Source organism: Acinetobacter sp. NBRC 110496 (assembly GCF_000876115.1).
In the GTDB taxonomy this organism is placed as follows: Bacteria; Pseudomonadota; Gammaproteobacteria; order Pseudomonadales; family Moraxellaceae; genus Acinetobacter.
Window position 1 is genome coordinate 16,279 of the sequence record NZ_BBTF01000002.1, and the last position, 22,040, is coordinate 38,318.

19 protein-coding genes and 1 pseudogene are annotated in these 22,040 nt (G+C 39.4%); 13 read left to right on the forward strand and 7 right to left on the reverse strand.

The features are described from left to right. Nucleotides 1–64: 64 nt before the first annotated feature. Nucleotides 65–1,225, reverse strand: coding sequence for a cupin domain-containing protein (locus tag Aba26S_RS01375; protein ID WP_043969939.1), 1,161 nt, complete (start codon nt 1,223–1,225; stop codon nt 65–67). A gap of 192 nt (nt 1,226–1,417) precedes the next feature. Between Aba26S_RS01375 and dnaX the strand changes: the two genes are divergently transcribed. Next, a complete protein-coding gene (dnaX, locus tag Aba26S_RS01380) occupies nt 1,418–3,370 on the forward strand; it encodes a DNA polymerase III subunit gamma/tau (RefSeq protein WP_043969822.1) in 1,953 nt (650 codons plus the stop codon). Nucleotides 3,371–3,691: 321 nt separating this feature from the next. Then, a complete protein-coding gene (locus tag Aba26S_RS01385) occupies nt 3,692–5,920 on the forward strand; it encodes a phosphocholine-specific phospholipase C (protein ID WP_043969823.1) in 2,229 nt (742 codons plus the stop codon). Between the two features lie 50 nt (nt 5,921–5,970). Here the strand turns inward: Aba26S_RS01385 and Aba26S_RS01390 are convergent, their stop codons facing one another. The 3 genes from Aba26S_RS01390 to Aba26S_RS01400 form a co-directional block, all read right to left on the reverse strand. Then, on the reverse strand, nt 5,971–6,402 hold the full coding sequence (locus tag Aba26S_RS01390) for a thioesterase family protein (protein ID WP_043969824.1): 432 nt from the start codon (nt 6,400–6,402) through the stop codon (nt 5,971–5,973). Further along, entirely contained in the window at nt 6,399–7,559 is a 1,161-nt protein-coding gene (locus tag Aba26S_RS01395) for an iron-containing alcohol dehydrogenase (protein ID WP_043969825.1), read from the reverse strand. The genes Aba26S_RS01390 and Aba26S_RS01395 overlap by 4 nt, the downstream gene beginning before the upstream one ends. Nucleotides 7,560–7,908: 349 nt before the next feature. Further along, entirely contained in the window at nt 7,909–8,493 is a 585-nt protein-coding gene (locus Aba26S_RS01400; RefSeq protein WP_005241161.1) for a TetR/AcrR family transcriptional regulator, read from the reverse strand. Nucleotides 8,494–8,942: 449 nt separating this feature from the next. On the opposite strand from Aba26S_RS01400, the pseudogene Aba26S_RS01405 reads away from it, so the two are divergent. Then, nucleotides 8,943–9,804 (forward strand): annotated as a pseudogene (locus Aba26S_RS01405) (hypothetical protein). A 126-nt stretch (nt 9,805–9,930) separates the two neighbouring features. Here the strand turns inward: Aba26S_RS01405 and Aba26S_RS21295 are convergent. Beyond that, nucleotides 9,931–10,266, reverse strand: coding sequence for a hypothetical protein (locus tag Aba26S_RS21295; protein ID WP_005241165.1), 336 nt, complete (start codon nt 10,264–10,266; stop codon nt 9,931–9,933). 535 nt (nt 10,267–10,801) lie between these two features. Here Aba26S_RS21295 and Aba26S_RS01410 point away from each other — a divergent pair. Both Aba26S_RS01410 and Aba26S_RS01415 read left to right on the forward strand, forming a co-directional pair. Continuing rightward, nucleotides 10,802–11,248 (forward strand): BLUF domain-containing protein, encoded by a 447-nt coding sequence (locus tag Aba26S_RS01410; protein WP_005241167.1) that lies wholly within the window; start codon nt 10,802–10,804, stop codon nt 11,246–11,248. A gap of 41 nt (nt 11,249–11,289) precedes the next feature. Next, nucleotides 11,290–11,757 carry a BLUF domain-containing protein gene (locus tag Aba26S_RS01415; protein ID WP_043969826.1) on the forward strand — a complete coding sequence of 156 codons (468 nt, stop codon included), beginning with the start codon at nt 11,290–11,292 and terminating at the stop codon, nt 11,755–11,757. A 68-nt stretch (nt 11,758–11,825) separates the two neighbouring features. Here Aba26S_RS01415 and Aba26S_RS01420 read toward each other — a convergent pair whose 3' ends face one another. Continuing rightward, a complete protein-coding gene (locus tag Aba26S_RS01420; RefSeq protein ID WP_043969940.1) occupies nt 11,826–12,086 on the reverse strand; it encodes a hypothetical protein in 261 nt (86 codons plus the stop codon). Between the two features lie 332 nt (nt 12,087–12,418). Here Aba26S_RS01420 and Aba26S_RS01425 point away from each other — a divergent pair, with 332 nt between their 5' ends. The 7 genes from Aba26S_RS01425 (at nt 12,419) to Aba26S_RS01455 (ending at nt 18,196) form a co-directional block, all read left to right on the forward strand. Continuing rightward, nucleotides 12,419–12,934: a low molecular weight protein-tyrosine-phosphatase gene (locus Aba26S_RS01425; protein WP_005241171.1), complete on the forward strand. Its 516-nt coding sequence runs from the start codon at nt 12,419–12,421 to the stop codon at nt 12,932–12,934. Nucleotides 12,935–12,940: 6 nt separating this feature from the next. Beyond that, complete coding sequence (murB, locus tag Aba26S_RS01430) at nt 12,941–13,978, forward strand: UDP-N-acetylmuramate dehydrogenase (RefSeq protein WP_005241173.1); 1,038 nt, start codon at nt 12,941–12,943, stop codon at nt 13,976–13,978. Between the two features lie 8 nt (nt 13,979–13,986). Beyond that, nucleotides 13,987–15,123: a YdcF family protein gene (locus Aba26S_RS01435; protein WP_005241174.1), complete on the forward strand. Its 1,137-nt coding sequence runs from the start codon at nt 13,987–13,989 to the stop codon at nt 15,121–15,123. After that, complete coding sequence (locus Aba26S_RS01440) at nt 15,123–16,151, forward strand: alpha/beta hydrolase (protein WP_043969827.1); 1,029 nt, start codon at nt 15,123–15,125, stop codon at nt 16,149–16,151. The genes Aba26S_RS01435 and Aba26S_RS01440 overlap by 1 nt, the downstream gene beginning before the upstream one ends. A gap of 83 nt (nt 16,152–16,234) precedes the next feature. Continuing rightward, nucleotides 16,235–16,753, forward strand: a complete 519-nt coding sequence (locus Aba26S_RS01445) for a DUF4124 domain-containing protein (protein WP_026040186.1) — start codon at nt 16,235–16,237, stop codon at nt 16,751–16,753. Between the two features lie 60 nt (nt 16,754–16,813). Then, entirely contained in the window at nt 16,814–17,542 is a 729-nt protein-coding gene (locus tag Aba26S_RS01450; protein ID WP_043969828.1) for a hypothetical protein, read from the forward strand. Then, nucleotides 17,543–18,196 carry a hypothetical protein gene (locus Aba26S_RS01455; protein ID WP_043969829.1) on the forward strand — a complete coding sequence of 218 codons (654 nt, stop codon included), beginning with the start codon at nt 17,543–17,545 and terminating at the stop codon, nt 18,194–18,196. Between the two features lie 53 nt (nt 18,197–18,249). Here Aba26S_RS01455 and Aba26S_RS01460 read toward each other — a convergent pair whose 3' ends face one another. Then, entirely contained in the window at nt 18,250–19,920 is a 1,671-nt protein-coding gene (locus Aba26S_RS01460; RefSeq protein ID WP_043969830.1) for an FMN-binding glutamate synthase family protein, read from the reverse strand. Between the two features lie 371 nt (nt 19,921–20,291). Here Aba26S_RS01460 and Aba26S_RS01465 point away from each other — a divergent pair, with 371 nt between their 5' ends. Further along, on the forward strand, nt 20,292–21,998 hold the full coding sequence (locus tag Aba26S_RS01465) for a ShlB/FhaC/HecB family hemolysin secretion/activation protein (protein WP_005241182.1): 1,707 nt from the start codon (nt 20,292–20,294) through the stop codon (nt 21,996–21,998). Nucleotides 21,999–22,040 lie beyond the last annotated feature (42 nt).

The window sequence follows — 22,040 nt, forward strand, 5'->3', positions numbered from 1 at the left end:
ATCGTGAAACGATGCCAAGGCTGAAAATGAAACGGCCTTGGCATCATTGAAATAGCTTAGAGCCTTAGTTTGGTGGCAAGAGCATCACAACTGCGCTATTGAGCAGTAGGGTGATATCTTCTAAAATCTCTGCTGCATGAAAACGTTGATCAAGCATCAAGCTTTCGCCATCTGCTATTTGCTTAAGGTAAGGGGCGAATGTTTCAGAAATGCAAATGGTATCGCCATTTGCCCAAAACTCTAAAGATTCACCTTGTTTTCTATAAAGTAATCGAGAAGCTGGCTCTAGAATGATTTGATAATCCGCGCCAATCACCTCGGCAACATCATTCACATTAACTTCTTCTGGTTCTGGAATGTTGTTGGGGTAGCTTGCTTCGCTCATATACGCCATGATTGCCGCATCGAACTCAGGCGCTTGCGTGAGATAATCCAGTAACTGAGTTTTTAAATATGAAAACTCGGTACTGTTAATTTCCCCAAGATTTGCAGTTTGCTGGCGCGCAATATCAGCCAATGGATTTTTGAGAGAAGTATTTTCCGCAAATTTGTCACTGACCTGATCAATCATTTCTGAAAGATTTGGCATGCGGAAACCGAAAGAGAAAGTTAAGCAATCATCTTCTGCAACGCCGTAATGTGCCAGGCCTGGGGGGACATATAGAAGGTCACCAGGGGCAAGTACTTCATCAAACTGTATATCCAGTTCAGCTAACAGTTTTAAGGGTTGATCTGGTAAAAATTGAGTCGATTCATCACACATTTGACCTAATTGCCAACGACGGTGACCGTGTCCTTGTACCAGAAACACATCATAAAAATCAAAGTGTTTACCGACAGAACCGCCTTGAGGTGCATAAGACACCATGATGTCATCGCGACGCCATTGAGGAATAAAGGGAAATTTCTTCCAAAGTTCAGCGATATCGAAAGAGTAGTGATCCACTGCCTGAACTAAAAGTGTCCAGAGATTAGGCAGTTTTTGGAAGTCGCCTTTGGTTAAAGGCGATGATTTAACATGCCATTCATTTGGATTTTTATTTTTTTGACGAATTAAGCGGGCGGTGACATCTTCTTCAAGTGCCAGCTCTTGAACATCTTCTGGTTCTAATAAACCGATAATTTCAGGCATTGCATTACGAACTAGCAAGGGTTTTTTCTGCCAGTATTCCGTAAGAAATTGTTCTGCGGTAATGCCGCCGAGTACCGCTAAAGATTGAGACATGGGAAATGAAACCAACAACATTTAAATTGGCGCATATTGTCCCTTGAGTTGAATATTGACGCAAGTCCTGTGTGAATGTGATGAAATCCGCATGAAAAGTCATAGAATGTACTTAATCTTGATCAATTAGCAGCGGATTCGTTCACAGTCTTTCAAAAAAACAGTATGCTTAACATGCAAAAAGGAGCATACATGTATCAAGTACTGGCAAGAAAATACCGTCCACGTAATTTCAATGAGTTAGTGGGGCAAAACCATGTTTCTCGTGCTTTAACCAGCGCATTGGAACGTGGGCGTTTGCATCATGCCTACTTGTTTACAGGAACGCGTGGTGTCGGGAAAACCACGATTGCCCGTATTTTGGCCAAGTGTTTAAACTGTGAGACTGGGGTTACTTCGACGCCATGTGAAGTCTGTACAACCTGTAAGGCAGTAAATGAAGGCCGTTTTATCGACTTGATCGAGATCGATGCAGCATCGCGAACCAAAGTTGAAGATACCCGCGAGTTACTTGACAATGTGCCTTATGCACCGACGCAAGGCCGTTTCAAAGTTTATCTGATCGATGAAGTGCATATGCTTTCAACGCATTCTTTTAATGCGTTATTGAAAACATTGGAAGAGCCGCCCGAACACGTCAAATTCCTATTTGCAACAACAGATCCTCAAAAACTTCCAATTACCGTGATCTCGCGCTGTTTGCAATTTACCTTGCGTCCTTTGGCTGTCGATGAAATTACTGAACATTTGGCTGCAATTTTAAATAAAGAACAGATTGAGGCCGATCAAGATGCCATTTGGCAAATTGCTGAATCTGCACAAGGTTCATTGCGTGATGCGTTATCGTTAACTGACCAGGCGATTGCTTATGGTCAAGGCGCTGTCCATCATCAAGATGTCAAAGACATGTTGGGTTTAATTGACCGAACCATTATTTATGACCTGATTTTAGCGATTCATCAAAATCAGCAGGCTCGAGTCAGTCAGTTATTGCTACAGTTTAGACAGCAAGCTTTAGATGTGTCTTTGGTTCTGGATCAACTGGTTTCGACTTTACATGAATTGGCTTTATTGCAGTATTTACCTGATCTTGCACTGAAATATAGTGAGGAAATTAATCAGAAAATTATACAGCTTTCCAAGCTGGTTTCGGCTCAGGATTTACAGCTTTATTATCAAATTGCCTGCAAAGGGCGTGCTGAGTTACAGCTTGCGGTGACACAAGAGCAAGGCTTTGAAATGACGGTCTTGCGGTTACTCGCATTTAGACCAATCAGCAGGCATGAGGTAACGGTGGTCAGCGCAACACCCGTAACCCAGATTGCAGCCGCTGTTGTCGCTGAACCAGTACAGAATTTAAGTCAAGACAATCAGCTTGCAGTTCAGGCAGAAGTGGGTCATGTTCAACCTGAACCTGAACCTGCGACAGAAAATCAGGAGAGCAGTCTGATGGTATTCGATGCAGAAGCGGGGCAATTGATTGGATTGGAAGCATCTGCAGAGCAGCATTTAACTCAATCAATGCTTACAGAAAGTGATGATGTTTTAATTTTCCCTGTTGAACCAGATGCAGCGGTACAAGTTGTAGTGGAAAGCCCGAAGCTTGAAGCTCGTCATGTTGTCGAGCCTGAGCTTTCTGTTCAAACGGCTGAAGAGCCGATCATTCAGCCTGTACTTGAAAAGGCAGTAGTTGCAGCGGAGGGCATGGCTGAGCAAAGTCATCTTATGCCGCAGGATATTCTAAAGTTAGCTGAGCAAGTTTTAGAAGGTGATTGGGATTTAGCAAAATGGGAGTTTTGGTTTAGAACCAGTCAGTTATCGCCTGCGGTTCAAGAGTTGGCGCAGCATGGCATTATGCAGGGACAAATTAATGGCGCTTCAACCTTCCAGATTCCGCAGGAATACGAAGGTATGTTGTCGCAATTACAGCATGGTTTAGAGGATGCATTAAAAGCGCAATGGCCGCAAACGCAGTTTAGTGTGCAATACGCTGTCGTTGATTCAAATACGCCGTTAGTGATGCAAAATGAACGTAAAGAACGTGCGTTTAGCCGTGCAGTTGAATTACTTCATCAAGAGCCGACCATTAAAAGTTTGGTGGATAGCTTTGATGCTGAACTTCAAAACGTTCAATTAAAGCCTTAAATGTGTGATTGGTGGCTGCTGCAGGTCATCATTAGAATAATAAGACCCCGATCTTTTCATTAAATTGAAAGATTTGGGTCACGTCCCTGTCATTGTACTTTTCTATGTTAGTCATCTTGGTTTCAGAATGGATTGGACATCGCAATGAACAGGCAGGGCGCAGGCGTCGTTTTCTTTAAATATTCGCATTTTTTGTTAATGAGTGTCATTTTGCTGAGTGGCTGCAATGATTCGGCAAATGATCATTCAACCACATCAGAAACAGGAAAAAAGCCTGTTATGCGCTGTGCTCCATAAAACAACAATAAGAAGACTTTAATCATGATTACACGCCGTAAATTTTTAAACTATTCTCTCAATATGGGTGTCGGTGCTGCGGCATTGACAGCTTTCCCATCCAGCATCCAAAAAGCACTCGCGATTCCTGCAAACAATCTGACTGGTAGCATTCAAGATGTTGAACATGTTGTGATTTTAATGCAGGAAAACCGCTCCTTTGACCATTACTTTGGAACATTAAAAGGTGTTCGTGGTTTTGCCGATCGTTTTACCATTCCTTTGGCAAATGGCCGCCGTGTGTGGGAGCAGTTGAGACGCAATGGGCAGGTTTTAACCCCCTTCCATTTAGACGGTAGTACCAATAATGCACAACGTGCAAGTGGCACACCGCATACCTGGAATGACAGTCAACAGGCATGGGACAATGGCCGAATGGGCAGCTGGCCGACCTATAAGACTGATATTTCAATGGGATATTTTAAAGAGCAAGAACTTCCATATCAGTTTGCTCTTGCCAATGCCTTTACCCTTTGTGATGCTTACCATTGTTCAATGCATACAGGTACCGATGCGAACCGTTCATTTCATTTGACTGGGACAAATGGCGCAACACCCACCAAAAGGTCATTTGTTAATAATGAATGGGACTGGATTGATGGCAATCCAGCTACCGCAGATCGTGGTTATAGCTGGAAGACCTATGCAGAACGCTTGGAAGAAGCGGGTATCAGTTGGATGTGTTATCAAAACATGCCCGATGAGTGGGGTGATAATATGCTGGGGGCATTCCGATCCTTCCGAAAGGCAAATATAGCATCAGGTTATCCTGTTTCAAGTGGCGGTGAACCCAATAAGCCCTATGCCGATACAGGACAGAAATTACCCTATAAAGCCTATGATCGCGCAACGGATAATGCAAAAAATCCATTATATAAAGGCATTGCCAATACTTTGCCGGGGAATAAACCGGAAGAATATCTGGATGCATTTAAACGAGATATTCGAGAAGGTAAATTACCACAAGTTTCTTGGATTAATGCGCCATCCATTTATTGCGAACATCCTGATCCATCAAGTCCTGTACAAGGAGCATGGTTTATTCAGGAAATTATGAATGCGTTAACGGCTGTGCCAGAAGTATGGAGTAAAACCGCTTTATTGATTAATTTTGATGAAAATGATGGCTATTTTGATCATGTGCCGTCACCATCTGCGCCATCACGGCTTGCAAATGGTCAATATGCCGGTAAGTCGACACTCAGTACGGCTGATATGCAAGATGAATATTTTAATCACCCTGCACCAGAGGGGAGTCGCTCGCAACCGCTACCAGATGGTCGTGTATACGGACCCGGACCACGTGTTCCGTTATATGTGATTTCGCCTTGGAGCCGTGGCGGTTGGGTGAACTCACAAGTATTTGACCATACCTCGGTGTTGATGTTCCTGGAGCAGCGTTTTGGGGTAAAAGAACCCAATATTAGTCCATACCGCCGTGCTGTCTGTGGTGATCTCACCAGTGCTTTTAATTTCAAAAATCCAAATGCAGATAGCGTACCCTCATTAAACGGGCAACAAACACGTTTAGATGCGGATAATTTAAGAACACGTCAGGAGGCTTTGCCGGCTGTACCTGTGCCAAGTGAGATTAAAACGCCGATTCAGCAAAGCGGGATACGTTTTTCGCGTGCCTTACCTTATGAATTACATACCAGTGCAAAATGTCAGACCGATGGTAAGGTACAGTTAATTTTTGCGAATACCGGTACACAGGCGGCAGTATTCCATGTATACGACAAATTGAATCTAAACCGTGTTCCTCAACGCTATATTGTGGAACCGAACAAAACTTTAGAGGATGTTTGGGATGCCTTGAAAGATAATTTAGGGCGTTATGATTTATGGGTACTCGGACCAAATGGTTACCATCGCCATTTTAAAGGTGATCTACAGCGTATTGTCGATAGTGGTGTTCAACCCGAGATTCGGGTGTGTTATGACATCGCCAATGGGGATGTTTATGCAGAGTTGATGAATCATGGAACTAAAGATGCGCTCTTTACACTAAAACCCTGTGCCTATCGCACCGATGCGCCTTTGCAGGTGAGCGTAAAAGCGGGACAAGTAGCGAAACAGCATTGGGCATTGGCAGAAGTCGGATATTGGTATGACTTTGAAGTGACATGTCAAAGTGATGTGAGTTACTACCGACGTTTTGCAGGGCGAGTTGAAACCGGTGAGGATTCATTTAGCGATCCTGCTATGATGTAAACGATTGTTCGGGCAAAAAGAATGATGCATTTTCTTTTTGCCCCATACTTTTACATAAAATGGGTTAAAACTTCCCGCATACGCTCAGGAATGGGGATGCTTTTTCGAGTTTCACGATCTACAAACACATGCACAAAATGACCTTGTGCTGCTGCTTGTTGTTGGCCGTGTTTAAAAATTGCCAGTTCATACCGTAGTGATGAATTACCAATTTTTCCAATTGCAACGCCGACTTCAATCATTTCGGGAAAAGACAGTTCTTGAAAGAAACTACAGGCTGAGTCAACAACCAGACCAATGCTTTCACTGCGATGAATATCGAAACCGGTTTGCTGGATCAGCAGTGTATTTGCAGCAGTATCAAAATAACTATAGTAAGTGACGTTATTTACATGGCCATAGAGGTCGTTGTCTGCCCAACGGGTTTGAATCGGCAGAAAGAATTTAAATTGTTCTCGTGTTTTTAATACGGGTTTGGTCATGCATAAATCGCCTGATAAATGTGTAAAGCATCCTGTTCCGTCATTTCTCTTGGATTGTTTTGCAAGAGTCTGGTTTGTAACATCGCATCTTTGGCCAGCTGTGGTAGTTTGGCCTCGGCAATATTCAAATCTTTTAATTTTAGTGTTAAACCACTGTGATCCAGATGGTTTTGCATATGATCAATGAACAGGTCACATAAGCCATCGGTACAGCCTGTACTGCGTGGATCTAAGAGTTGCATGAGCTCGGCATAATGCTGTTTAGCCTTTGGCGCGTTAAATTTTAAAACCTCAACCAGCACCAAGGCATTGGTATGTCCATGCGAAAGGTGAAAATGTCCTCCTAATGGATATGCAAGTGCATGCACGGCACCAACGGGTGCATTGGCAAAAGCCTGACCTGCCAACATTGAACCCACCAGCATATTCTGTCTTGCTTCAAGATCAGCTCCATCTTTGAGGACTTTGGCTAAATTATGGTTGAGTAGTTTTAAAGCATTTTTAGCCAGCATATCTGCATAAAAATTCTTTTTGAGATTGGACGTATAGGCTTCTATCGCATGAACCATAGCATCTATGCCTGTTGCAGCAGTAATATGTGCTGGTAAGCCTTGGGTGAAGGTAGCATCTAAAATGGCCACATCTGCATATAGAACCGGAGAGACCACGCCCATTTTTGTCGTAGCACCAGTGGTCACGATTGAAATAGGGGTGACTTCTGAGCCTGTTCCTGCTGTGGTTGGAATCAGTATCAGGGCTAAACGAGGTGCTTTGGCCTGATTGACACCATAAATTTCACTAAGATTTTGTTGCTGTTCAGGATGAGCCAGTAAAGCAATGATTTTGGCTACATCCATGGAGCTGCCACCGCCAAAGCCAATAATCACGTCGACCTGTTCTTGCTTCGCGAAATCAACAGCTTCGAGCACAACATGTTCAGGTGGATCTGCTTGAATATCTGCATAAACAATATGTTTAAGTCTGATTTGGTTTAAAATTTCTAAAATCGGCAGATGTAATTGATGTTGAATCATGCCTGCATCGGTCACGATTAATGCTTTATGATAATTCTGCTGAGTAAGCACTTGTTTAAGTTCTTGTATCGAACCTAGTCCCGCGATGATGTTGGGAACAGTTTGAAATTGGAACGGGTTCATACATACATCCTTATTTTTTCATAATAAACACAACATTTTTATCCAAAGTGATTATAGGTTTCACTACTCAATAAATTAGCATAAGACGCGGTTAAAAACTGTAGCTTTGAGGTGATTGTACCTTCCCAAATGCCGAAAGACACTAAGCTCTTAGAAACAATCATTTTCTAGATTTAACTAATTTTAATCATATAGCGCCAAGCATGCGGTGAACGAAACACTAATTACAAATGAACTAACGCTCTTCAATACAGAGTTGTCACGTTATATTTGTTTGACAGCAAATATAAAACTTGCCGCTATTTTATTTCAATATTCTGCATGGCCAATCAATATTAAACTATTGTTTTTAACTAGCAAATGATAGTTTTGAGTCAGCTTGATCTAGCATTATAAGTCTTTCTATGTATTCCCAAGACTGTTCAATTTTTTCATAGTTATCATTCATATTAGCGTAAACTGTCATACCATCTAAAATATTGATAAACATAGAAGATAAAATTTGAGGTTGAGTAACATTAATTTTCAAAAAGAGTTCTTCAGATAAGTCGTGTAGCCATACTCGATAGTTTTCAATCGGATTAATAATGGAGGGGTACTGTTGAAGAACTTCAACTGTTGCTTTTTGAAACATGCATCCGTGAAAATCTTCTGATTTAAACCAGTTTAGATACCAAGTATAGATTGCCTTTATTTTTCCTAAATAATCATTTTCTCTATATAAGGAAAGTTCAGTTAAAATAGCGCTTTGAATACTTTCATTTCGTCTCACTAAACACGCTTCAATCAGTTTTTCTTTTGACGGAAAATATTTGTAGAAGGTCATCTTTGCTACCCCAGATTCAAGAATAATCCGATCTACCCCTATCGAACTATATGTGAAACGATTGAACAAATCTAATGCTGTTTCAAGAATATCTTCTTTTTTTGACATATTTTATTATCCTTTAAAAAATTTATAACCTAAATAGCAAAGCTATGACATCAATGGCAGCCATCTGGTTAGTTCCTTTTTGGCGATTTTTGAATTATACGCTAAAATTATCATCTCCCGTCGCAAGCAGCAAAAAATATTATAAATATTCTGTTTTTATAATCTATAATATTTTGCTTGTCTTATTCAAGTCTTTTTTAATAGGTTGTTAATTAAAAATTAACAATATTGTACTTTTCATCTAAATAGTAAAACATTTGCTTATTATTCAGTGGAATTAAATTTTTAGACTTTTTAAAATTGATTTTAATTAAAAATAAATTTATATTCCTATGTGTCCAATAAAAAACGCTTTCGGGTAACATCAGTAAATAGCATGTATAAGTGAATAAAAGGCTAAACTGAAGGCAAATAGGATAGTAATAATACCAACAGAAAAGGAATAGACCATGGTTAAAAAATTTGAAAACTTTAATGATCCAAGAAAAAATGCTTTGAATGGAATGAAAAACAGCGTTTCTACGGAAGTTTGACAAAAAAAATATTAAATTTCTCAATAGTTTGAGGTTGGATATATCAAATCATCCTGTATCTAGACATCCCGCTATTCAAATGCTGAATGATGGTGTCATTGATAAAGTATCATTACTAAAAATTCATTTAGAATATCGACAAGCGATTGTACAAGTTTTTACCGATGCTTTACTTATGGCACAGTTTCAAACTAGACAACTAGAACCACGTTTAGAATCGGGGGCGAAGATGTTTCCTCGGTTTTTATTGAGTTTAAATATTTTAGATGAATTTGGTTTTCGTCCAGGCTTAGACCAGGAGGGATATTACACTGGAAATCCAGAATATGCTCATTATCCTTTATTTGAAGATGTACTCAATGATTTTGGAGTTGGTGAGGTTGAGCGTAATGCATACCGAGCTTCAAATATAGCAGATAAAGTACGAGCTTATTTAGAAAGCTCTTTTGAGGATTATAAAGCTGTTTCGGCACTTTTAGCTGTTGCTGAAGAAGAAGTGATTTTATTTAGTCCAGCGTTACGTCAAGCTACTCATTCAATTGGTATCGATGTTGATAGTGGTTATTACTATGTGCATGGTGTTTCACACGATGCTACTGCTGAAGCAGCTGATGATGATCACGAAGATGATTTATGGTTTGTGTTAGCTCAAGCTTGTACAGAAGATGATTATGAGTTTATTACCAAAATTTGTTTCGAGTATTGTGATTTATGGCAACAATTCTGGGATAAACAAATAGCTGATTTACAGTATGAGCCATATCAAAAGTTAGCTTAATATTTAAAATAATCTATAAACGACCAACTTGAAAAGTTGGTCGTTTATTTTGATGCCCTTATTGATTTTTCTAATTATTATGTTTTATGTGAAATAAGAATAAATCTTGCTGTAGGGGGGTAGTCGTTAAAAAGTGTCTGTTTTATAAGTAGAGATCCTGAGATCATTCTTTAATTTTGGTGTGAGTGTTTTGATTAAAATGAGTGTTGATATTGAAGTTAAAAACATTAGAAATACTTCCAGAGAATTACTTAGTAGGAATAGCATCGAGTAAAATGCAAAAAAGCATAGTAGACTAACCAGTAATTTTTTGAAGTACATGGTAATAAAGGTTGAATATAAGAAGGCGGAAAAGAATAAGTTAAAGTTTTTATTCATTCCAAATTTATCAAATAAGATTATAACCAATGAAATAACGACTACTGAAATACTAAACATAAATAAATTCTTAATCAGATTCATAGTTTTTCTCTATTCATGCCATATGAAAACCCCACCTTTAAGGGCCTCATCTCAAAGGTGGGGAGTCGGTCATACACCATGTTCTAAAGTAAGCCTTTATGTTGGTATTGTCGTTTAAAATTATCATGGCTATATATTTTAAACTCAATGAAATAATGGGTTATCGAGATATTGGTGTATTTAAAAAATTATAGTTATCTAAGAAAGTATCGGTATAAGCTTTCGCTTACATGGTTATGAGAAATTTCGCACATATGGTTATAAAACAACCAGTTATTTTGTGGTGATAAAAATTTATTTGAATATATATCAATAAGTTAATTTTAATTTTAGATAAATTATGAAAAATACATTAATATTTCTTAACAGAAGTGTTGCATAAGGTGTACGCTACGAAATAAAAAAGTAAAATAGTATTAAAAACAAAGACCTGTATTTTGGGTTTTTATCAATGGTTAGATTTATTAGCTCAGTACTTTGAGTTGAATTTTTAACCTTTTCCTATTATCTAATTTTATAGCTGGATGTTACCCAAATGGAGTTCGTGAGACTTTTGTATGCAAGTAAGGCTTCTAATGTCTATCCAGACCTTAAACAAGATTTATTGAAAATTCTTGATAGAGCAGTAGACTTCAATTCTCGTAACGACATCACTGGCGTTCTTTATTATGGGCATGGTTACTTTGTTCAGTGTTTAGAAGGCCGCAGAAGTAAAATTGATGAGCTATTTTATCAAAAAATTTTAAAAGATAATCGTCATAAGAATTGCGAGATCTTATTTTATGAAAAATGCGATGTTGGACTTTTTAAACACTGGAACATGAAATTTGCACCTATTAATAAAAGGCTAGGTGATTTCTTCTTAGAAAATCATAGAGATGATTTTAATCCATTTTTACTCACAACTGACTCTATTCCTACGTTCATAGAGCTTCTAGCTTCAGAATATGCGACAGAGCCATATGTTTTTGATGTAAATTAATAAATGTAAACCGTCCATAGCATTCTAGATATGAGAAAAATATGAAAATTCAATTGTGCTATGCAAGCTCACGTCAAGGTCAAGCTGATGACTTGATTGATGATCTAAGTAACATCTTAACCATAGCTAGAGACTTCAACGCTAAAAATAATGTTTTTGGTGTACTGTATTACGCCAATAATTCTTTTTTTCAATGTTTAGAGGGAGAGGACTTTGTTGTTCTTCCTCTGTTTGACCATATCAAACGGGATATTAGGCACACTTCTATTATTGAATTTGATGTTAAACAAATTCAGAAATACAGTTTTAAAAGTTGGTCTATGAAATACGTGCAAAAAAGCTCAAAGGTTGATATCTATTTTAGTCGGCTAGGTCATGAAGAATTTTTACCTTCAGCCCTGACTGATCAGAATCTGGAAGGTTTACTAGAGGCATTACTGAATGAGACTCAGACCCATGTGCGGAAAAAAGTAGGGCTAAACCAACGTGGTATCCACCCATACTTTTAAATTTTGCTAAGTTAGATACCGCTAAACCAATGTCTTGACGATAGAAGCTGCACTGCTTGCTTAGAGATTTATGAGTATCTAATTTTATCTGTGGAGTTAATTTCAATAACTTTATAAAGCTTGTTTTTATAGTGAATAACTTTATTTAGATAGGCGTTGTCTAGTTCATCCCAGATATCAAAATTAAAAAATTCTGCGGTTTCGGCATAGATCCACAACCAAGTTGAGACTCTGCTCTTTTTGGCTGAGTCATATACTGAGTCTTGAACTCTTTTGAGTTTATGTAATTTTGAATCTTCATCCTGAAGAATGACTGCTTTAACTTTCAAATACAATACCGTCAAAAAATAGAAAGTAGTCTTTATTTTATACAATTAGAAAAAACTAGTCACATTTCAGAATGTAAAATTTTTTTTAAGCGAGTTATGTTCGGTTAATTTATACAGACTGTTAATTACTAAAAAGTAAACATTTATGAAAAATATACAATAAGGTTAAACACTAATTCCTTTCAAATCCCTGTAATTTTTGACAAAATACCAGATATCTGAATAGTTAACACATGCATAATGGCATTCATTCATTTTGTATTTATTTTGCAGGAATCTTGCATGCAATTTTTAAAACTCCTTATAAAACATGGCATCGGAGTGATTTTTTAATGGCAAGGCCATATAAGGTGTTATGTGTCTGTTTAGGAAATATTTGCCGTTCTCCAACAGCAGAGGCAATTCTCAGACATTATTGTGATGAATCTCACCTCAATGTGGTCGTCGATTCCGCAGGAACTAGTAATTATCATCCAAATAAAGCGCCAGATGAACGTAGTCAAAAACATGCGCTAAAACGTGGTTATGATTTATCCCAGCTACGCGCAAGACAGATTACTTTAGCTGATTTTATTGAGTTTGATCTCATTCTTGCCATGGATCATGAGAATTTTAATGATATTCAAACGCTCATGTCACAGGCAGTACGTCAATTTGGTGCTGATCAGATCCGTGCTAAGCTGGCGTTGATGAGTCAACATGATCCGCATTTTAGTCAACAAGCGGTACCAGATCCTTATTATGGTGGAGCGGATGGTTTTGACCGTGTGCTTGACCAATGTGAGTCTAGCAGCCAAGCATGGGTTGGTATTTTTAAAAAACAGATGAAAGCAGGTAATAGGGTTTAATTTAATATGCAGGTACAAGCGCAGGTTCAGCTCAAGAACTTAAATACATTAAATTTGAATGCTATTGCTTCGCATTATATTCAAATCAATCATGCTGAAGAGATAATTGAAGCTTTAGCTTTCGCCGAGCAACAACATTTGAATGTTTTAGTGCTGTCTGGTGGGAGTAATGTGTTATTGCCACAGCAGATTCAAGCTTTGGTCTTACATTTGAATATTCAGGGAATAGAGCTTCAGACTGAGGATGAAGATAGCATTACTGTCAAAGTGGGGGCTGGGCAAGTTTGGCATGACTTTGTTGTATATAGTACACAACAACAATGGTTTGGCTTGCAAAATCTTGCATTGATTCCTGGTTTGGTTGGTGCTTCACCTGTACAGAATATTGGTGCTTATGGTGTGGAAGCTGGTGAGTTCATTGAATCTGTGCAAGTCTATGATCGTGAATTGAAGCAGTTTACTTCGATCACAGCCCAAGATTGTCATTTTGCGTATCGCCATAGTATTTTTAAAGACCACCCGAATCGTTACATCATTGTCAGTGTGACTTTCAAACTGCTGAAAGAAGCAGAGCTTAAACTGAATTATGGTGATCTCAAACAAGCAGTCGGTGATGAACTTACAGCGGAAAATTTACAAAATCAGGTAATTTATATTCGCCAAAGTAAATTACCGAATCCGAAAGAGTTTCCGAATGTCGGTAGTTTTTTTAAAAACCCGATTTTGACACAAGTAGAATTCGACAAAATTACTCAACAATTTCCAAACATTCCGCATTATCCGCAAACCAATAGCAATGTTAAAGTGGCAGCAGGCTGGTTAATCGATCAAGCTGGCTGGAAAGGTAAGCAACTTGGTTCGGTGGGGATGTTTCAGAAACAGGCTTTGGTCTTGGTTAATTATGCTGAGGCGACACTTGCTGATGTACAAGCGACCTATCAAGCTGTACAAAGTGATGTAAAACAAAAGTTTAGTATTCAACTTGAACCTGAACCTGTGTTATATAGTGAACAAGGATTAATCCAGCCTCATCATCTTGGGTAAAGAAATCTATGGCGAAAATGCATTGGATGGTCAGTTTGGTACGGGTAATTACCATATTATTCGTGCTATTGGGCTGTTTTGTGCTTTTTTTATACTCGCCTTTTTACTCACAACTGGTTGTTAAAGGGTTAAATCGTTTTGTTCCTGTTGATGTCAATGAAGTTGCAGCACAAAGCCAGCGACCTGCTGCTCTAAGCGAGCATGAAACTCTGGAACCAGGTTCCAATTTATGGATCGCTCGACAGGCTTATCTGAAACTGATGGAGAAAGCACTTCAATCTGAAAAGTCAGAAAACTTAAGATTGATTCAAGCGCGTTATAAATTGCTGCAAGCGTTGATTGCAGAAGAACAGGACAAAGAAACGCAGGACCAGAAAAAACAGACCAATATTCCATTAATGAACGATCAGCAACCTGTACGAGATCAGGAAAGTTCGGCGGTTGTGATTAATACACCACTGGATTTTCTACAGTGGAATACACCCGATAATCAGGCACTCGTGGGTAAATATATTGCATTCTTAGAGACTTATCCGATTGCATTGCCTGTCAATGAAGACAACAAAGATCAGACCAATAAAGATTTGATTGAGCTAAAAAATAGTAAAGAGAATATGGTTGAGCAGCAAAGCCTGTCGCAACCGAATGCGATAGTGGTGTTGGGCGGCGGACTTACGCTCGGTGCGAATGGTAAAGATATTGTGGTGAATAACTACACCCGTTTACGCTTGGAAAAAACCTTGCAAGTAGAGAAAAAATACGCTTTACCGATTGTGCTCAGTGGGGTTGAAGCGCCTTATATGCAAGCTTGGTTAAAAGAACGTGGCGTAGATGCAAAGCTGCTTGAAAATCGGAGTATGAATACTTGTGAAAATTCGAGATTCAGTTCTTTATTATTACAAAAGAAAGGTGGTGCGCCTACCGTGATTCTGATTACGGATGAATATCACATGCCGCGTACACGACGTTTATTTGCTTTAAACGGCATTGAAACGGTGCCTGTGATTGCACCAATGCCTACGACGCTAACCCAGTGGCGCCCGAGTGAACAAAACTATGACCATAGTCGTCGGGCCAATTATGAAATGCTCGCAACAATTCGTGATATGTTATTTGGCTCAAGTGATTGTCGAGAGATACCATAATGTCCGATATTCCATTTTTGAATCCGACAATTCTAAAACAACTGGATTTACCCGTTCCGAATCGGGAGACGACCCCACAGGTACTTGAACCTCTGGATTTATCCAGCGTCACTGAAATCTCAAAACCATTACAGGCGTATCGTAAGTTATACGGTTTGCATTTACTGGATTGTGAACATTGGCAAGGTTATGTGGAAATGCCTTTGTTTCGCCTACACGTTCAGGTATTTCAGCCAAAACAACAAAGCATACAGGGCACGGTGTGTTTACTTCATGGTTATCTGGAACATAGCGGCATTTATCAACCGATTATTAAAGAAATTCTTGATCAAGGTTTTAGTGTAGTTACTTATGATCTTCCTGGTCATGGTCTTAGTAATGGTTCACCAGCCAGTATCCAAAACTTTGATCATTATCAGCAGGTTTTACATGCTGTTTATGATGGTGTACGTGGTGCGAAACAATTACCGAAGCCCTGGTTAGGGATTGGGCAAAGTACAGGGGGGGCGATTTGGATGCACCATTTACTTGAGTATGCCGAACGCCGCGAAGACCCCATTGTTGATCGCGTGTTATTATTATCGCCATTGATTCGGCCAGCAAAAACAGCATGGTGGCATAACTCTGTTGGGCTCGGTATTATTCGTCGAATCAAAAGCCAAGTACCACGACATTTCCGCCGTAATAATCATAACCCCGAATTTTTACGTTTTGTCCGCCTAAAAGATCCTCTACAGCCTCGCATGATGGGGATGGACTGGATTCTGGCGATGTCAAAATGGATGTTGGAAATGGAGCAACGACCAGCATGTCGTATTCCAGTCTGGTTGGCACAAGGTGCGTTGGATCAAACTGTAGATTGGCGCTATAACATCGAATATATCCGTCGTAAGTTTAGGTTGCAGACCTTATTGATGTTAGAAGAAGGGTCACATCAATTGATTAATGAGCGTGCAGATATTCGTGCTGCACTTACCGGATTGATTCCTGCTTTTTTACATGCCAAACCAAATCATCATTATTATTAATTTTGCTTTTTTCACTATTATTTAAATGATAGAATTTTTTACATCATAAAAATATCAATAAATTTTAGATATTTGGGGAAATAATGGGAAAAGGTACATTAAGGGGGCTGTGTGTCTTTATATTGTTATGTTTTTCTTCTGCTGTCTTCGCACAAGAGCTATATAAGTGCGTAACAAATCAGGGAACAACATACCAAAGTAAGCCATGTACAACTAAAACAGCGCAAAGAACAGCATGTACAGGATCAGCTGCCGATGGTTTCTCGGGAGATTGTCGATCGATGCAACAACAGCGCCAACAAGCCATGAGTTATGAGAAAAATGCATATACTCAGGATTTAGCAAATAACAAAACCAGAACAGAAACGAGACAATCACAATTCCAACGAGTAATTGTTGAATTTGCTGAATGCAAACAACGGATTATGGCTTTACAGCGATTTGCTCGTTATTCTGACCACCGATCTCAATTGGTCGAAAATAACAGCCAGTTTTATGCGGCAAGAGTGTGCACGGATGATGGGAGTGTATATGTCAGTTGTAATGCAACCACTAATACATTATTGACTCAGAAGAGTCCGACTTGTCCATTCAAAAGATAGAGCGATCCTGTATTCAAAGGATTGGTGTGTAAAAAATTAACAATGAATTGGTAAATATCCATGAAATCAGCATTTATTGTAATTGGGGCTATCTTCATAATTTTCTTTCTGCTAAATCGTTGTTCTCATCACGATCCAGTATCAGATCAGTCAAACAATCAGAATCCTATTGGACAGCGGCAACAGAACTTGGATCAGATTATTTTACTTCAGCCTTTGAAACAGCATCTACCTAAAGAATACGAGACTATTCAGCAAACAGCAAATGCGTCGGTACAGTCGAATGAAATGCTGGCTGCTGTGAGTAGTACATTATGGTGGAAGTTGCGAGATATTGTGGAAAAACAAGCGGATGATGAAGGACAACGATTGTGGACAAAGGCCTATTTGCAACAACTGTATGATGCTAAACGCAAAGGAAACTGTTTTCCAATCGCATTTCCTTTGTACAGCAAGACCAGTATTGAAGAGCGAAAAGCATTGTTGAGTATAACGACACAGCAGCAAACAGCGGCAGCATTAACTTATATTTTGACGCATAAAGGGAAGCGATCTCCTGTTGATCACATGCAGGCACCGTCAACATGGACAGGAATTGCAGATAAATTACGACAAGATTATGGTCAGGATGCCAATTTACTCAATGCTGGAGAAACTGCTGCAGACAAAAATAAACAGTGTGAAGTGGTGATACGAACTTTTGAATATATTTTGTCTTTACCTCAGGAAGAACAAGCTCCAGTGATTCGTTGGATGTTAAACAGACATATTTCGGTGAGTGTTTTTTAAATGAAAAGAATCTTTGTGCATGCTCACCTAAATTTTAAAGATCAATGCCTTCGATTGATATTTTTGCTAATCATGACTTTAGGGTTATTCGCATGTGGAAAAGTTGCTCATGCGCCTAAGAATGGAGAATATGGAGAAAGTTTGGTTAACTCCATTCTTTTAACGCCGAGTGAAATTGGTGCCTTAAATCAAGCTGTTATTGAAAAACCAAAGGACACTTTTAAAAGACCTCATGTGGGGATAAGTTTTCAAGCAGAGCACAGTAAAAATCCATATCGTTTTGTTATAGTCATTAAAGGCACTGCCCAACAACAAGGTAAGGTTGCGGTAAAATGGATTGGGGGCGTGCAAAGTGAAGCTTCTAATGGTTACCATCCTGAGGTTTTTCAAAGTGATGATAAGCATTCTTATGATTTAAACGAGCCTTTACTATTGGTCATTAGCTCGGATCCATTTTCGGTGAGTGAGCAAAGTAATGGTATGAATTATGATATTTACGCAGAATTGATGGAAGCTTCAAATATTCAATTTCAGTCTGTTGAAGTTCAGGTTTGGCAAGGAAAAGGCTCGGAATATAGTTGGGCGTCTTATCTCAAATTTTTAGTCATTTTAATGGTGGCTATCTTCGGCATTTATCGTTTGATTAGTCGATAGTGTATTCAGTGTTAAATCAAAAAAAGCCACCATATGGTGGCTTTTTTTGGACTTTAGAATTGATTTGCGTCTGCCATTTTCCACATACGATAGTAGAAATTGTCGTCATCATTTAAATCACTATGTAGCAATTCATTTTCTTTCAAGAAGAAATGAATCTGTGCATAGTTTTTAATTTCACGGTCATTCATGCGTTGTGCCAAATGGTGTGCTTTGATGTCTGATGGGTGATTTAGCCCTGCCGCAGCAATCATTTCTGATAGAGCATGCAGGGTGTTTTTATGGAAGTTAAACACTCGTTCAGCCTTACTTGGTACGTCGATGGCTTTCTGGCGATCTTTATCCTGAGTGGCAACACCAACAGGGCATTGGTTAGTGTGACAGCTTTGTGCCTGAATACATCCGACTGCAAACATAAAACCACGCGCAGAATTGACCCAGTCTGCCCCTAAGGCAAAGGTACTGGCAATATCGAATGCACTGATCATTTTACCACTGGCACCGATTTTGACTTGGTCGCGTAGTCCGGCACCCACTAAAGTATTGTGGACAAAACGTAAGCCCTCTCTGAGTGGTGTACCAATATAGTCACTAAACTCGATTGGTGCTGCGCCCGTACCACCTTCCGAACCATCAACCACCACAAAGTCAGGCACAATTTTGGTTTCTAACATGGCCTTGATAATGCTCATGAATTGCCAAGGTTGACCAATACACAGCTTAAAACCGACAGGTTTACCACCTGATAATTCTCGAAGTTTCTGGATGAAATGCATCATTTCAATTGGAGTGTTGAAACTTGGATGTTTGGATGGCGAAACACAGTCATGATCTCTGGAAATACCACGGATACGTGCAATTTCTTCAGTAATTTTATGTTTTGGTAAAATACCGCCGTGTCCTGGTTTTGCTCCTTGTGAGAGTTTCACCTCGATCATTTTAATATTCGGGTTCTTGGCTTGCTGTGCAAACTTATCTGGGTCAAATAAACCTTCAGGGGTACGACAGCCAAAATAACCGCTGGCAATTTGCCAGACAATATCTCCACCATGCTCTAGATGGTAGGGACTTAGGCTGCCTTCACCTGTATCGTGATAAAAGTTACCTAAATTTGCACCTTTATTCAGGGCACGAATGGCATTTGCACTCAAACTACCAAAGCTCATCGCCGAAATATTCATAATCGATGCACTATAGGGCTGGCTACATTGTGCATTCCCCACCGTGACACGGAATGATTCTGGATTTGCAGGTGGACAAGGCGCAATGGAATGTACAATAAAGCGATAATTCGGGTCATAGACATCAATGATTGAACCAAAAGGTTTATCTGCATTTTCATTCTTAGCGCGCTGATACACCAGACTACGTTGCATCCGTGAAAAAGGCAGGGCATCCTGATCTGATTCAATAAAGTATTGGCGAATTTCGGGGCGAACATCCTCAAATAGAAAGCGGAAATGTCCAAGAATTGGATAGTTTCTTAAGATCGCATGCTTCTTTTGTAATAGATCATGTAAACCGACGATACTGAGTAGCCCTGTTACCAGCCAGAGACCGTTTAAAAGCGTATCAGAAATAAAATAGTAAATTGTATGTGGGGTATAAGTAAATTTAAACCAAGTAATAGTTAAAGCAGTAAAAATACAAAGAAACCAAACGGAATGTCTGGAAAAAAAAGTATTAAGTAGTTTATGTCTTATAGCTTGCGCTGGGCTGGCCATAGGTAGGAGATTCCTATAATGAAGCAACTGACAAACGATGCCAAGAAGCAGCCTTAACCACAAGTAACGAATTGTTAGACTTGAGAATTATTCTCTTATAAATTAGTTCAACGATCATGTTAATCCGCTTATGAACCTATTTTTAAAATGATCTCATAAAGTAGCTATGTGCTTTTTTAAAACTTGATAAATTGTTGGCTTTTTATAATGATGTATATTTATTGTTAATCTCGTCACTTAAATTAAAAAAAATGAGAAAAATTAATTTTTTTATTTACAGAGCGTAATCAATTGGTAATAATTCACCTGAAATTTCTTACTATTTGTTTGATATGAACCTAAAAAAAATCAAAAAAAACCAAATATTCATTATGTTAAGTTTACTTGGTACTTCTATTTATGCGGCTGAACCGCCACCACGTAATGTTCTAGCGGCAGATGCAATCCAGCGTCAGCAACAACGTGATGAGGCTTTACAAAAGCAATTACAACCTGAGCCATCGGTTCAAACAGGCTTGGAAACACAATTACAGACAGCACCTCAACTACAATATTTGAAATCGCATAGTGAAGATGTCTGTTTTGAAATTAAAAAATTTGTGTTAATGGGTGAGGATGCACGTCAATTTACTTTTGCCATGCGTCCGGTTACCCAAGGCCAATATAATCTGATTGGACGCTGTATTGGGGTACAAGGGCTCAATCAGGCACTCGATCTGATTCAAAACAGCTTGATTAGTCACGGTTATGTCACGACACGTATGCTATTGCCGCAGCAGAATATTGCCTCGGGTACGATCCAGCTTAAAGTGATTGCCGGTAAGGTCGACCAAGTTCAGTTTATCGAAGGTACTTCAAAACGCGCGCATAAGTTCAATGCCTTACCTGTCAAATCAGGCGACATTCTCAATGTTCGTGATATTGAGCAAGGCTTGGAAAATTTTAAGCGTGTGCCTACCGTCGAGGCCGATTTCAAGATTAAGCCTTCCGAGCAACGAGCTGAGCCAGGTTATAGTGATCTGGAGTTGGCTTGGCAGCAATCCAAACCTTATCGTCTGCATCTAGGCATTGATGATGCAGGATCAGATTCAACTGGTAAATACCAAGGGACTGCAACCTTATCTCTAGATAACCTGTTGACTGCCAATGACCTATTCTATGGCAGCTATAATCATGACTTGGGGGGCGGTGATTCTGGTAAACGGGGAACTGATGGTTTCTATCTCAGTTATAGCATTCCTTATCAATATTGGTTACTCAGTAGCAGTTATAGTCAATCCAATTATAACCAAACAGTTGCAGGTGCGAGTGAAAGCTATAACTATAGTGGTAAAAGCAAGCTGATTGGAATTGATTTATCGCGGGTATTGTATCGTGATGCCAAGCGCAAGACCTCTGCCAGTGTGGGGGGCTGGTATCGTGAATCACAGAACTTTATCAATGATGTTGAAGTCGAAGTACAGCGTCGAAAAACGGCAGGCTGGAAAGCCAGTTTAGAGCATAGTGAATATCTCTCCAATGCCACACTGTCAGGCAATCTGACGTATAAACGCGGTACAGGTGCATTTAATGCCATGCGTGCCCCAGAAGAAGCGTTTGGTGAAGCGTATACGCATGTTGGTATTTTACAGGCCAATGCCAGTTTACAAGTGCCATTTCGAGTGGGACAACAGAACTTACAGTATCTGGCCGAATGGCGGATGCAAAACAGTAAAAAAGCATTGACTCCTCAAGACCGCTTCTCGATTGGTAACCGTTATACCGTGCGTGGTTACGATGGTGAGCAGACCTTGATGGCCGATAATGGTTTCTTGGTTCGCAATGAACTGAGTGGCTCGATTGCGAGACTTCCGATGCAATGGTACAGCGGCATTGATTATGGTCAGGTGGGCGGAACCACTGCACACTATCCAAATCCATTGGTTGGCACCAGTTTGCTGGGTGCGGTTGTGGGCTTACGTGGACAGGTATTTAAGTCGGTCAGCTATGACGCATTTGTCGGTGCGCCGTTGAAAAAGCCAGAATATTTTAAAACCGATGATTTCACTACGGGTTTTAGTGTGAACTGGATGTACTAGTCCGCACTTTTGGTTGTTTTTTTTTGAATTAATTAAATAAAT